This window comes from Streptomyces sp. NPDC046303, from assembly GCF_055588085.1.
The window spans coordinates 182,880-195,515 of record NZ_JBVJFA010000011.1 but is presented as its reverse complement, the minus strand read 5'-3'; the positions used below and the strand labels follow the sequence as shown (position 1 = coordinate 195,515).

The following is a 12,636-nucleotide window of genomic DNA, read 5'->3' as shown; positions in this document are numbered from 1 at the left end:
GTCGCACGTTCAGATTGCCCACCACGTGCACGAGTCCGCCGGAAGCAGCACGGTGCGGCCGTCCGTCTCCACGGGCGCGCTGGACAGGACGGGGCGTCCCGGTGCGGGGAGTTCGACGGCCGCGGACCGGCTGTTGAAGGTGCAGGCGAAGCCGGGTCGGGAGAAGAGCAGGACGCCCTCCGGTGCGGGCAGCCAGGTCATCGGGCCCGCGTCCGGGGAGCCGAGGCCGGGCAGGGCCCGGCGCAGCTCCAGGGCGGCGCGGTACAGCTCCAGGGTGGAGTGCGGATCGCCGGTCTGGGCGGCGACGCTGAGGCCGCCCCAGCCGGCCGGCTGCGGAAGCCAGGCATCCGAGGGCCCGAACCCGTACGGGGGCTCCGCACCGGACCAGGGCAGCGGGACCCGGCAGCCGTCGCGCAGCCCGTCCTGTCCCGCGGTGCGCAGGAAGGCCGGGTCCCGGCGGACCGCGGGCGGGAGGTCGGTGACCTCCGGCAGGCCCAGCTCCTCGCCCTGGTAGACGTACGCCGAGCCGGGCAGGGCCAGCATCAGCAGGGCTGCGGCCCGTGCCCGCTCCAGGCTGCCGAAGCGGGTCCGGTGGCGTACGACGTCGTGGTTGGACAGCACCCAGGTGGTGGGCGCCCCCACCGAGCCGGTGGCGGCCAGGGACTCGTCGATGACGGTCCGCATGGCGACGGTGTCCCACGGGCAGTTCAGGAAGCGGAAGTTGAAGGCCTGGTGCAGTTCGTCGGGGCGGACGTAGAGGGCGAGGCGCTCGGAGGTCGGCGCCCAGGCCTCGGCGACCCCGATGCGCGGGCCCTCGTAGGAGTCGAGGAGCCGGCGCCAGGAGCGGTGGATCGCGTGGACCCCGTCCTGGTCGAAGAAGGGGAGCGGCTGCGTGCCGATGAGGGTGGCCTGGGCGCCGTGGCCGATGTCGGGCAGGCCGGCGGCCTTGACCATGCCGTGGGCCACGTCCACGCGGAAGCCGTCGACGCCCAGGTCCAGCCAGAAGCGCAGTACGGAGGCGAACTCGGCGGCGACCTCCGGATGCTCCCAGTCCAGGTCGGGCTGCTCGGGGGCGAAGAGGTGCAGGTACCAGGAACCGTCCTCGACCCGGGTCCAGGCCGGGCCGCCGAAGACGGACTCCCAGTCGTTGGGGGGCTGGGCGCCGCCGGGCCCCCGGCCGGGCCGGAAGTGGTAGCGCGCCCGGGCCGCCGGATCCCCGGCGCGGGCGGCCCGGAACCAGGGGTGCTGCTCGGAGGTGTGGTTCGGCACCACGTCCACGATGACCCGCAGCCCCAGCGCGTGCGCGGCCCGTACGAGGTCGTCGGCGTCGGAGAGGTCCCCGAAGAGCGGATCGACGGCCCGGTAGTCGGCCACGTCGTAGCCGCCGTCGGCCTGTGGGGAGACGTAGAAGGGGGTGAGCCACACGGCGTCGACCCCCAGGCGGGCCAGGTGCGGGAGCCGCTCGCGCACCCCGCGCAGGTCCCCGACGCCGTCTCCGTCGCTGTCGGCGAAGGACCGGACGTACACCTGATAGATGACGGCATCACGCCACCAGCCGCTGCTCGCGGTGGCATTGCTGGAAGCGCTTGCAAGCTGGACGGCAGTCGACTCGTGCGTCATACCGGGGTCAACGCGGGTACACGCCCCCTGGTTGCGGGCCGGTGCAGCCGAAGCTGCACCGAACCAACAGCAAGCTGCGGCAACCGTACGGACACACGGATGTAACGATCAGCCCTTCTTGCAGAAAATTGCGGCAAGCCCTTTCGGTCTTCTTTCAGCCTTGTTACGTTCCTGGCAACTCGGGACCGCGAGGGCGCGTCCGGGATCATCGAAGGAGTTCATATGCGGCGTGGCATAGCGGCCACCGCGCTGGTCGCGGCCCTGGCGCTCGCGGCGACGGCTTGCGGTGGTGACACCAAGGACGACAGCGGCGAGACGAAGGCCGGTGGCGAGCTGTCCGGCACCGTCACCTGGTGGGACACGTCGAACGACGCCGAGAAGGCCAGCTTCCAGAAGATCGCCGAGGCGTTCACGGCGAAGCACCCGAAGGTGACCGTCAAGTACGTCAACGTTCCCTACGGCGACGCGCAGAACAAGGTCAAGAACGCCTTCAGCAGCGGCTCCGACGCCCCCGACGTGATCCGCGCCGACGTGGGCTGGGTCGCCGACTTCGCCTCGCTGGGCTACCTCGACGAGGTCCCGGCCGAGACCGCGAAGAAGATCGACGCCGAATTCCTGCCGCAGGCCGCGGCCAGCGGCAAGTACGAGGGCAAGACCTACGCGGTGCCGCAGGTCATCGACACCCTCGGCCTCTTCTACAACAAGAAGATGCTCGCCGACGCCGGGGTCCAGCCCCCCAAGACGCTCGAGGAGCTGAAGTCCGCCGCCGCCGCCATCAAGGCGAAGACCGGCAAGGCCGGCCTCTACCTGCGCGGCGACGACTCCTACTGGTTCCTCCCGCTGATCTACGGCGAGGGCGGCGACCTGGTCGACGCGAAGAACAAGACGGTCACCGTCGACAACGCGGCCGGCGTCAAGGCGTTCAAGACCGCCCGCGACCTGGTCACCTCGGGCGCTGCGATCACCAACGCCACCGACGGCTGGACCAACATGCAGACGGCCTTCAAGTCCGGCGAGGCCGCCATGATGATCAACGGTCCCTGGGCCGTCGCCGACACCTACGCCGGCGACCAGTTCAAGGACAAGGCCAACCTCGGCGTCGCCGCCGTCCCGGCCGGCTCGGTCAAGGCCGGTGCCCCGCAGGGCGGCCACGACCTCGGCGTCTACGCCGGTTCGAAGAACCGCGACGCGGCCCACGCCTTCGTCGAGTACATGACCTCGCAGGAGGTCCAGGTGCAGTCGGCCAAGGAGCTGAGCCTGCTCCCCACCCGCACCGCCGCCTACGAGCAGCCGGACGTGAAGTCCAGCGAGATGGTGCAGTTCTTCAAGCCCGCCGTGGACAAGGCCGTCGAGCGCGCCTGGATCCCGGAGAACGGCTCCCTCTTCGAACCGCTGAAGGTCGAATACACCAAGGCGATCACGGGGGCCTCGAGCCCGGAGGACGCGGCCAAGGCGGCCGGCGTCGAATTCCGCAAGATCCTCAAGGGTTGGAAGTAGTAGATAAAGATGGCTGCTCACACCAGCCAGTCGGTGGCGAAGGCCGCGGGTGACGACATCGGGAACACCGACGTCGCCCGCGGCCCGAGCCGCAGGACTGACGGCAGGAACCGCGGTGGACTGAGGCGCGCCCTCGCCACCCACTGGTACGCCTGGGCCATGGTCGCCCCGGTGGTGCTCGTCCTCGGCGTGATCATCGGCTGGCCGCTGGTCCGGGGCGTCTACCTCTCGCTGACCGACGCCAACGAGCGCAACGTCTCGCGCACCATCGGCGCCCGGCACATCGAAGCCACGTACGAGTTCGTCGGACTCGACAACTACGCGGCCGTGCTCGGCGACCCGGTGTTCCTGCAGCGGCTGGTGTGGACGGTGGCGTGGACCGTCGCCTGCGTGTCCATCACCTTCACGCTCGGCCTGGTGCTGGCCAACATGCTCAACCGGAACTTCCGCGGCCGCGCCGCCTACCGGATGGCGCTCATCCTGCCGTGGGCCGTCCCCGGCTTCGTCTCCGTCTTCGCCTGGCGGTTCCTCTTCAACCGCGACAGCGGCATCCTCAACAAGCTCCTCGAGGGCGGCGGCATCGCGGCCATCCCGTGGCTCGACGACCCGACCTGGGCCAAGTTCTCGGTCGTCGCCGTCAACGTCTGGCTCGGCGTGCCGTTCATGATGGTCGCCCTGCTCGGCGGACTGCAGTCCATCCCCGGCGAACTGTACGAAGCCGCCGAGATGGACGGCGCGAGCGCCTGGCAGCGGTTCCGGCACATCACGCTCCCCGGACTGCGCGCGGTGAGCATGACCGTGATCCTGCTCTCCACCATCTGGACCTTCAACATGTTCCCGGTGATCTTCCTGCTCACCCGGGGCGGACCGGGAGACTCCACGGAGATCCTGGTGACCCAGGCCTTCCGCGAGGCGTTCGTGGCGAGCCCGCGCGACTTCGCCGGCTCCGCGACCTGGGGCGTACTGATCCTCGCCCTGCTCATGATCTTCGCGCTGGTCTACCGGCGCTCGCTGCGCAAGCAGGGAGAGGTGTGGTGACCGTGACCAGCTCTCGTACCCGGGGCAGCCGCTCCCCGCTCGCCTCCGTCGGCCTGCACGCGACCCTGGTCGTCGCGTCCGTCATCGCCGTCTTCCCGGTGCTGTGGATCCTGCTGACCTCGCTCAAGCCCGCACAGCACGCCATCACGACGGACTTCGTCAAGGAACCCACCTTCGGCAACTACCAGTACCTGCTGGAGTCGAGCCACTTCCTCAGCTGGTTCGCGAACTCCGTCCTGGTCGCCGGCGTCACCACCGTCCTCGGTGTGTTCATCGCCGCCACCACCGGATACGCGGTCAGCCGCTTCAAGTTCCCCGGCATGAAGCCGCTCATGTGGACCCTGCTCATCACGCAGATGTTCCCCATGGCCATCCTCATCGTGCCGCTCTACAACCTGATGGGCGACCTCGGCCTGCTCAACCAGCCGGTCGGCCTGATCATCACCTACCTCACGATCGCCGTGCCGTTCTGCGCCTGGATGATGAAGGGCTTCTTCGACACCATCCCGGTGGAGATCGACGAATCCGGCCGCGTCGACGGGCTCAACCCCTTCGGCACCTTCTGGCGGCTGATCCTGCCGCTCGCCAAGCCCGGCCTCGCCGTCACCGGCTTCTACGCCTTCATCACCGCCTGGGGCGAAGTCGCGTACGCCTCCGCCTTCATGGTCGGCGAGGAGAACCTCACCCTGGCCGGCGGCCTCCAGACCTTCGTCACCCAGTACACCTCCAACTGGGGTGCGATGAGCGCCGCTTCGGTCCTCATCGCGATCCCCGCGGCGATCTTCTTCGTTTTCGCCCAGCGTCACCTCGTCGCCGGGATGACGGCAGGCGCCACCAAGGGCTAGGGGGGTGTCTTCCGGGTCATGCCGGGCGAGCGACGCCTGGTGCCGCGCCTCGCGGCGTTCTCGTCAGTCGCCGATGCTCCGCATGGGCTCCTTCCTCGGCCTTGCGATGCACGGCACCAGACGTCGCTCGCTGATCCGGCCTGACCCGGAAGACACCCCCCTCCCACCCGTGCTGCCTGCCCCCTCTCACCCCCGGCCCGATCTCTCCAAGGACGACATGACCCAGCACCTCGCCGACGCACTTCCCACCTCCACCGGCACCCTGCCCGGCTGGTGGAGAGAAGCGGTGATCTACCAGGTCTATCCGCGCAGCTTCGCCGACTCCAACGGGGACGGCATGGGGGACCTCGAAGGCATCCGCAGCCGCCTGCCCTACCTCAAGGAACTGGGGGTCGACGCCGTCTGGCTGAGCCCCTTCTACGCCTCCCCGCAGGCCGACGCGGGCTACGACGTCGCCGACTACCGGGCCATCGACCCGATGTTCGGCACCCTGCACGACGCCGACGCCGTGATCCGCGAGGCCCACGAACTCGGCCTGCGCATCATCGTGGACCTCGTTCCCAACCACTGCTCCGACCAGCACGAATGGTTCAAGCAGGCCCTGCGGGAAGGCCCCGGCACGCCGCTGCGCGAGCGCTTCCACTTCCGGCCGGGACGGGGCGCCGACGGGTCCGAGCCCCCGAACGACTGGGAGTCCATCTTCGGCGGGCCCGCCTGGACCCGGGTCGCGAACCCCGATGGCACCCCCGGCGAGTGGTACCTGCACCTCTTCGCCCCCGAACAGCCCGACTTCAACTGGGAACACCCCGCCGTCCAGGACGAGTTCCGCTCCATCCTGCGGTTCTGGCTCGACCTCGGCGCCGACGGCTTCCGCATCGACGTCGCCCACGGCCTGGTCAAGGCCCCCGGCCTGCCGGACCTCGGCCGCGACGAGCAGCTCAAGCTGCTCGGCAACCAGGTGCTGCCCTTCTTCGACCAGGACGGGGTCCACGAGATCTACCGCTCCTGGCGCCGGGTCCTCGACGAGTACGCCGGCGACCGCATCGGCGTCGCCGAGGCGTGGACGCCGAGCGCCGACCGCACCGCGCTCTACCTGCGCCCCGACGAGCTGCACCAGGCCTTCAACTTCCACTACCTGAGCACCGGCTGGGACGCGGAAGCGCTGCGCTCCGCCATCGACGACTCGCTCGACTCGATGCGGCCGGTGGGCGCCCCCACCACCTGGGTGCTGTCCAACCACGACGTCGTACGCCACCGGACCCGCTTCGGCAGCCTGGAGCGGGCACGGGCCGCGGCCCTGCTGATGCTGGCCCTGCCCGGCTCGGCGTACGTCTACCAGGGCGAGGAGCTGGGCCTGCCGGAGGTCACCGACCTCCCCGACGAGGTCCGCCAGGACCCCTCCTTCTTCAAGGCGAACGGCCAGGACGGGCTGCGCGACGGCTGCCGGGTGCCGATCCCGTGGTCCGGCGAGCAGGCCCCGTACGGCTTCGGCAGCGGGGGCAGCTGGCTGCCGCAGCCGGCCGAGTGGGCGGGCCTGAGCGTGGAGGCGCAGACCGGGGACCCGGCATCCACCCTGGAGATGTACCGGACGGCGCTGCGGATCCGCCGGGAGGACCCGGACCTGGGCGCGGGCGACTCCGTGGAGTGGCTGGCGGCCCCCGAAGGGGTGCTCGCCTTCCGGCGCGGCGGCTTCGTGTGCACGGCGAACACCACGGGCCAGGACGTCCGCATGCCCGCGCCGGGAACGGTGCTCCTGGCGAGCGGCCCGCTCGCCGAGCCGGACGTGCTGCCCGCCGACACGGCGGTGTGGTGGAAGGGGTGACCTCCCCGCTCCGGCTCACGGACATCGCCGCGCAGGCCCAGGTCAGCGAGGCGACCGTCAGCCGTGTGCTCAACGGCAAGGCGGGCGTCGCGGCCGGCACCCGGCACAAGGTGCTGGCCGCGCTCGACCTGCTGGGCTACGAGCGGCCGGTACGGCTGAAGCGGCGCAGCAACGGCCTGGTGGGACTGCTGATCCCGGAGCTGACCAACCCCATCTTCCCGGCGTTCGCGCAGGTCATCGAGCAGGCGCTGGCCGGGCACGGGTACACGCCCGTGCTGTGCACGCAGACCCCGGGCGGGGCCACCGAGGACGAGCTGGTGGAGCAGCTGGAGGAACGCGGGGTCACGGGGATCGTGTTCCTGTCGGGCCTGCACGCGGATGCCCACGCCGACCCGTCGCGCTACCAGCGCCTCGCGGCGCGCGGTACCCCCTTCGTCCTGATCAACGGCTTCAACGAGCAGGTCAACGCGCCGTTCATCTCCCCGGACGACCGGGCGGCGGCGGACATGGCGGTGCGGCACCTGGAGGACCTGGGGCACCGCAGGATCGGCCTGGCGATCGGGCCGACGCGGTACGTGCCGTCGGCCCGCAAGGAGCAGGGGTTCGTGGCCGCCTGTCCGTCCGCCGAGTCGGAGGGCCTGATCCAGCGGACCCTGTTCACGGTGGAGGGCGGCCACGCCGCGGGCGGCGCGCTGCTGGACCGCGGCTGCACGGGGGTGGTGTGCGGGAGCGACCCGATGGCGCTCGGCGTCATACGGGCGGCCCGCGAACGGGGGCTGCGGGTCCCGGAGGACGTGTCGGTGGTCGGCTTCGACGACTCGCCGCTGATCGCCTTCACGGACCCGCCGCTGACGACGGTCCGCCAGCCGGTCCGCGCGATGGCGACGGCGGCGGTGGGCGCGCTGCTCGAGGCGGTGGCCGGCACCCCGGTCCAGCGCACGGAGTACGTCTTCCAGCCGGAGCTGGTCGTCCGCGGCTCGACCTCGGCCCCGCCGGCCCGGTCCGTCTGACCGCTCCCTCCGAACTCGGGGTTCCCCCCGAGACCCCGCCCGGCGCCGGGGCCCCACCACGGGGCTCCGGCGCCGCCCCCGTGCTGGGGCGGGAGACGGCTGGACCGGGGCCGCAGGACTGGGCCCGGCCTCTGGCCGGCATGCCCCCGGCCGGGCCAGCCGGAAACCGAAGCCGAGGCGCTGCCCGCGCGCCAGATCGCTACGCGTTTCTCACGTCTCGGCGTCTGCGGTCCGTCTGTGGCAGGCCATCGGCGGGTTCGAGGTTGTCGACTGCGGTCGTGAACTCGCGGCCGGACGCGACCCGGATGTACGCCAGTTCCACCCAATGGTCGTGGAGGGGCGAGTCAGAGACGTTCTCGTTGATCACGGCCATCAGCTCCCCCTCGGTGCCGGAGGCGATATCGCGGACACGGCGCCGCAGGAGCCGATGCGGCACGTACTCGTACCGCTCACTCATAGGACGCCTCCTCCATGGACGAGAGGAAACGCTCCCAGCCGACGCGAGCGCGGTCGAGAAGCTCCTGGCTGAGCCCGGGCCTGGCTTCCGGGCTTGGCCAGGGGTCGTCCGGCGTTTCGGGGACGTCGAGAGTCATGGTGGGGAGTTCCGCGATGCCCCTTCGATATGCGGTCATGGATCGATGACACCGCCCGGCCAGCCCTCTTCCCAGGGGAAACCTTCGGGGGAAAAACTTGTCAAGGGGGAACTTGCGGGGAACGCAGCGGTCATCATGGGGGCCACGCCGACCGACAGGGGTCACACTCATGTCCGCAGACCCGTTCGGCCAACTGCTGCTCCGGCTGCGCATGGAGGCCGGACGTACTCAGGAGCAGCAGGCCGCCGCGATCAACACGGTCTCAGGCCGGGACACCATGACGCGCCGTGAGATCAGCCGCTATGAGAACGGCGAGAACGTTCCGACCACCCACACCCTCGCTCACATCGCGGTGGCCTTCGGCCTGCCGGCGGAGCAGCTTCAGCGGGAGGCTGCCGCCGCTCGCGCACGACGCAGGAACCTGGTAGATCGGGAAGAACAGGAGCGGGACGACGTGGAGCGGCGCAAACTGATTGGGGGCGCCATCGGCGCTGCTGTCACCAGTGAGCCATGGGCGCGGCTGGCCTACGCCCTCGTCAAGGGTCGGCGCATCGACGCCCACGCGGCCGGCGCGCTGGTGCAACGGGCCGGCGCGCTCCACACCAGTGAGCACCGCCTGACGGCACGACAACTTCGACGGCCCGTCGAGGGGCATCTTGATGCGATCACTTCTGCCCTGCCTTATGCCCTTGATCACGAAAGGGATCTCGGCATCGCAGCCGGCGAGACCGCGGCTCTGGCCGGGTGGATCGCCTGGGACCTGGGCGACCACGCGGCGGCCCGCTCGTACTATCGAGTCACCGCCGATTGTGCTGACGCCGTGGGCCATCCGCCGCTGAGCGCCCTTGCCTTGACGTATGCGAGCTACGGGGCGGCCAGTCCCGTCCGCAGGCTTGAACTCCTGGCTCAGGCAGCCACGCAGGTTCGCGGCCGTGGGAATGCCACCGCCGCAGCGTGGATTCACGCCCGGCACGCTGAAGAGGCGGCTTCCATCGGCGACGTGACTGCATCCCTGCGCGCACTCGATCGTGCCCGCACCGCTTACGAGTACGCCGACCACACGGCAGAACAGGAATGGGTGCAGTTCATGACCCCGGCGCGCATGGACTCCCTTGTGCTTTCCGTCTACGGGCAGCTTGCTCACCCCGAGCTCGCCGAGGCGGCCGATTCCGCCACGCGGCGATTGGGCAGCGAGCTGTCCGACGCGGGCGTCGTCGTCCTCGGTGACCTGGCCGCTGCTCTTCTTGCGGGTGGCGACACCGATCAGGGCGTGCATGTTGCCCGTCGGTTCGCGGCGGCGGCTGAGGCCCGCCCGAACACGATGGGCCGCGCGCGTGCACTCAACGTTGTCGACCGGCTTCCCGACCGCGAGCGCGAACTGGCCGCGCAGCTCCGGGCCTGCGCCACCTGACCTTTCCGGCTACTCGGGGGCGGTCTCGTCTGCGACCCATGCGAGGTAGGCATCTGAGCCGCCTTCTACCGGAAGTACGATCCACTCCGGTACCTCGTAACTGTGTTCCTGCACGACCCACGCGCCCAAGGCAGGCAGACGGTCTCGTGTCGTCTTGAACGATATGCGCCACTCGGTAGCCGTCTCGATGGTCCCTTTCCACCGGTAGACGGCAGTGAACGGGGCGTCGATGTGCGCACAGGCTGCCAGTCGGGCCTCCACCGCGCCTCGCGCCAACTCGCTCGCCCTGTGTTCGCTGTCGATGGTGGTCTGTGCGATCACGACGTCGGTCGCCATGGCGGTCCTCCTGCTGTGTCGGTTTGCCTCAATGGACAGTACCGGCGTCGGTGAACAGGCCCTAGGCGAGCTGCGCCGCACTGCCGCCCACCTGCGTGGCCACGCACGCGGCCCTGACGGGCCGCGCTCAGAGACCATGCCTCCGATGGTAAAGCCGCCGACCGGCCGGGCAGTTGTGGCCGCCGGCTACTCCGGGGTCGTCTCCTCGGCGACCCACCACAGGTAGGGGTCGGAGCCGGCGTCGGCCTGGAGGACGATCCATTGCGGTACCTCGTAGTGGTGCTCCTGGGCGACCCATGCGCCCAGGGCGGGCAGGCGTTGGCGGGTCGTCTTGTAGGAGACGCGCCATTCGGTGGCCGTCTCGACCGTGCCCTTCCAGCGGTAGACGGCCGTGAACGGGGCGTCGATGTGGGCGCAGGCGGCCAGGCGGGCCTCCACCGCGCCTCGTGCCAGCTCGGTCGCGCGGTGCTCGCTGTCGATGGTGGTCTGTGCGATCACGATGTCCGTCGGCATCGGGGCCCTCCTCCGGCGTCGGTTGCCCGGGGGACACTATCCGGCCCGTCGGCCGGGGGCCCCGGGAGGACACGTCGGAGAAACAATTCTGCAATCTCTTGCGCAAGGTCTTGCAGGGGCGGGTTTCGGCCCATACGGTCGCGTGCAATCCCCACCTCTCCGCCAGGAGGCCCCACATGCCCCGCACCCGCAGAACCCTGGTGGCAGCCGCTGCCGCCGCCGCGCTCGGCGTCGCGACCCTCACCGCGCACGCCCCGCAGGCGCAGGCCGCACCCCCCGGAGACAGGGACGTCACCGCCGTGATGTTCGAGTGGCGGTTCGACTCCGTGGCCAAGGCCTGCGGCGAGAGCCTCGGGCCCGCCGGATACGGGTACGTCCAGGTCTCGCCGCCGCAGGAGCACATCCAGGGCCCCCAGTGGTGGACGTCCTACCAGCCCGTCAGCTACAAGATCGCCGGTCGGCTGGGGGACCGGGCCGCGTTCAAGGCCATGGTCGATTCCTGCCACGCCGCCGGCGTGAAGGTCGTCGCCGACTCCGTCATCAACCACATGGCCGCCGGGGACGGGACGGGGACCGGGGGCAGTTCGTACACGAAGTACGGGTATCCGGGGATCTACTCCGGCTCCGACATGGACGACTGCCGGGCGACCATCTCCAACTACCAGGACAAGGCCAATGTGCAGAACTGCGAGCTCGTGCAGCTGGCCGATCTGGACACCGGCGAGGACTACGTGCGGGGGCGGATCGCCGGCTATCTGAACGACCTGCTGTCGCTGGGGGTGGACGGGTTCCGGATCGACGCCGCCAAGCACATGCCCGCCGCCGACCTGGCCGCCATCAAGTCCCGGCTGAGCAATCCGGGGGTCTACTGGAAGCAGGAGGCCATCCACGGGGCCGGTGAGGCGGTATCGCCCGCCGAGTACCTCGGGAGCGGGGACGTACAGGAGTTCCGGTACGCGCGGGACCTGAAGAGGGTCTTCCAGAACGAGAACCTGGCCTATCTGAAGAACTTCGGGGAGGCCTGGGGGTACATGCCCGGCGGGCAGTCCGCCGTCTTCGTCGACAACCACGACACCGAGCGGGGAGGGGACACCCTCAGCTACAAGGACGGCGCGCACTACACCCTTGCGAACGTGTTCATGCTGGCCTGGCCCTACGGCTCCCCCGACGTGCACTCCGGTTACGAGTGGACCGACAAGGACGCCGGCCCGCCGAACGGCGGCTCGGTGGGCGCCTGTTACGCGGACGGCTGGAAGTGCCAGCACGCCTGGCGGGAGATCTCCTCCATGGTCGCCTTCCGCAACGCGGCCCGCGGGCAGGCCGTCACCAACTGGTGGGACAACGGCGGCGACCAGATCGCCTTCGGGCGCGGCTCCAAGGCGTACGTGGCGATCAACCACGAGGCGAGCGCCCTGACCCGTACCTTCCAGACCTCCCTGCCCGGCGGCGACTACTGCGACGTGCAGAGCGGGCGGACGGTGAACGTGAGCTCCGGCGGGCAGTTCAGCGCCACCCTCGCCGCCGGGACCGCCGTCGCCCTGCACGCCGGCGCCCGTACCTGCTCCGGCGGTACGACGCCCCCGCCGCCGACCGCCTCCGGCGCCTCCTTCGCCGTCAACGCCACCACCGTCCCCGGCCAGAACATCCACGTCGTGGGCGACCGGGCCGAGCTCGGCGCCTGGAACACCGGCAGTGCCCCGAAGCTCGACCCCGCCGCCTATCCCGTCTGGAAGCTCGACGTCACGCTCCCGGCCGGGACCTCCTTCGCCTACAAGTACGTCCGCAAGGACGCCTCCGGCAACGTCACCTGGGAGAGCGGCGCCAACCGCACGGCCACCGTCCCCGCGAGCGGCAAGATCACGCTGAACGACACCTGGCGCAGCTGACCCCTCCCCCCCCGCCCCCCAGACAGGGCCGCCCGGCACTCCGTTCCCGCCACTGCCGGGCGGCC

11 protein-coding genes are annotated in these 12,636 nt (G+C 70.5%); 7 read left to right on the top strand and 4 right to left on the bottom strand.

The genetic code is table 11. The features are described from left to right. Nucleotides 1-9 precede the first annotated feature (9 nt). The gene (locus tag ACZ6I1_RS14670; protein WP_469287019.1) at nt 10-1,620 is read right to left on the bottom strand and encodes a glycoside hydrolase family 13 protein; all 1,611 of its coding nucleotides are present in this window, start codon (nt 1,618-1,620) and stop codon (nt 10-12) included. A gap of 222 nt (nt 1,621-1,842) precedes the next feature. Here ACZ6I1_RS14670 and ACZ6I1_RS14665 point away from each other — a divergent pair, with 222 nt between their 5' ends. From ACZ6I1_RS14665 to ACZ6I1_RS14645, 5 genes are all read left to right on the top strand, one after another. Beyond that, nucleotides 1,843-3,117, top strand: a complete 1,275-nt coding sequence (locus ACZ6I1_RS14665) for an extracellular solute-binding protein (RefSeq protein WP_469287017.1) — start codon at nt 1,843-1,845, stop codon at nt 3,115-3,117. A gap of 9 nt (nt 3,118-3,126) precedes the next feature. After that, nucleotides 3,127-4,155: a carbohydrate ABC transporter permease gene (locus tag ACZ6I1_RS14660; protein WP_469287015.1), complete on the top strand. Its 1,029-nt coding sequence runs from the start codon at nt 3,127-3,129 to the stop codon at nt 4,153-4,155. Between the two features lie 2 nt (nt 4,156-4,157). Next, nucleotides 4,158-5,000, top strand: a complete 843-nt coding sequence (locus ACZ6I1_RS14655; RefSeq protein WP_469287013.1) for a sugar ABC transporter permease — start codon at nt 4,158-4,160, stop codon at nt 4,998-5,000. Between the two features lie 217 nt (nt 5,001-5,217). Continuing rightward, complete coding sequence (locus tag ACZ6I1_RS14650; RefSeq protein ID WP_469287012.1) at nt 5,218-6,822, top strand: glycoside hydrolase family 13 protein; 1,605 nt, start codon at nt 5,218-5,220, stop codon at nt 6,820-6,822. Continuing rightward, nucleotides 6,810-7,832, top strand: coding sequence for a LacI family DNA-binding transcriptional regulator (locus tag ACZ6I1_RS14645; protein ID WP_469287010.1), 1,023 nt, complete (start codon nt 6,810-6,812; stop codon nt 7,830-7,832). Before ACZ6I1_RS14650 ends, ACZ6I1_RS14645 begins: the two co-directional genes overlap by 13 nt. Before the next feature lie 199 nt (nt 7,833-8,031). Here ACZ6I1_RS14645 and ACZ6I1_RS14640 read toward each other — a convergent pair whose 3' ends face one another. Continuing rightward, the gene (locus tag ACZ6I1_RS14640; protein ID WP_469287008.1) at nt 8,032-8,289 is read right to left on the bottom strand and encodes a hypothetical protein; all 258 of its coding nucleotides are present in this window, start codon (nt 8,287-8,289) and stop codon (nt 8,032-8,034) included. A gap of 305 nt (nt 8,290-8,594) precedes the next feature. Here ACZ6I1_RS14640 and ACZ6I1_RS14635 point away from each other — a divergent pair, with 305 nt between their 5' ends. Continuing rightward, nucleotides 8,595-9,836 carry a helix-turn-helix domain-containing protein gene (locus tag ACZ6I1_RS14635; protein ID WP_469287006.1) on the top strand — a complete coding sequence of 414 codons (1,242 nt, stop codon included), beginning with the start codon at nt 8,595-8,597 and terminating at the stop codon, nt 9,834-9,836. Nucleotides 9,837-9,845: 9 nt separating this feature from the next. Here the strand turns inward: ACZ6I1_RS14635 and cutA (ACZ6I1_RS14630) are convergent, their stop codons facing one another. After that, entirely contained in the window at nt 9,846-10,172 is a 327-nt protein-coding gene (gene cutA / locus ACZ6I1_RS14630) for a divalent-cation tolerance protein CutA (protein ID WP_469287004.1), read from the bottom strand. Between the two features lie 186 nt (nt 10,173-10,358). Further along, nucleotides 10,359-10,685: a divalent-cation tolerance protein CutA gene (gene cutA / locus ACZ6I1_RS14625; protein ID WP_469287002.1), complete on the bottom strand. Its 327-nt coding sequence runs from the start codon at nt 10,683-10,685 to the stop codon at nt 10,359-10,361. Nucleotides 10,686-10,861: 176 nt separating this feature from the next. Between cutA (ACZ6I1_RS14625) and ACZ6I1_RS14620 the strand changes: the two genes are divergently transcribed. Then, on the top strand, nt 10,862-12,571 hold the full coding sequence (locus tag ACZ6I1_RS14620; protein ID WP_469287000.1) for a carbohydrate-binding module family 20 domain-containing protein: 1,710 nt from the start codon (nt 10,862-10,864) through the stop codon (nt 12,569-12,571). Nucleotides 12,572-12,636 lie beyond the last annotated feature (65 nt).

Bases quoted from the DNA above. Each gene is read 5' to 3' on its own strand.
- ACZ6I1_RS14670 (WP_469287019.1), bottom strand. From the start codon at position 1,620: ATGACGCACGAGTCGACTGCCGTCCAGCTTGCAAGCGCTTCCAGCAAT.
- ACZ6I1_RS14665 (WP_469287017.1), top strand. From the start codon at position 1,843: ATGCGGCGTGGCATAGCGGCCACCGCGCTGGTCGCGGCCCTGGCGCTC.
- ACZ6I1_RS14660 (WP_469287015.1), top strand. From the start codon at position 3,127: ATGGCTGCTCACACCAGCCAGTCGGTGGCGAAGGCCGCGGGTGACGAC.
- ACZ6I1_RS14650 (WP_469287012.1), top strand. From the start codon at position 5,218: ATGACCCAGCACCTCGCCGACGCACTTCCCACCTCCACCGGCACCCTG.
- ACZ6I1_RS14640 (WP_469287008.1), bottom strand. From the start codon at position 8,289: ATGAGTGAGCGGTACGAGTACGTGCCGCATCGGCTCCTGCGGCGCCGT.
- ACZ6I1_RS14635 (WP_469287006.1), top strand. From the start codon at position 8,595: ATGTCCGCAGACCCGTTCGGCCAACTGCTGCTCCGGCTGCGCATGGAG.
- cutA (WP_469287004.1), bottom strand. From the start codon at position 10,172: ATGGCGACCGACGTCGTGATCGCACAGACCACCATCGACAGCGAACAC.
- cutA (WP_469287002.1), bottom strand. From the start codon at position 10,685: ATGCCGACGGACATCGTGATCGCACAGACCACCATCGACAGCGAGCAC.
- ACZ6I1_RS14620 (WP_469287000.1), top strand. From the start codon at position 10,862: ATGCCCCGCACCCGCAGAACCCTGGTGGCAGCCGCTGCCGCCGCCGCG.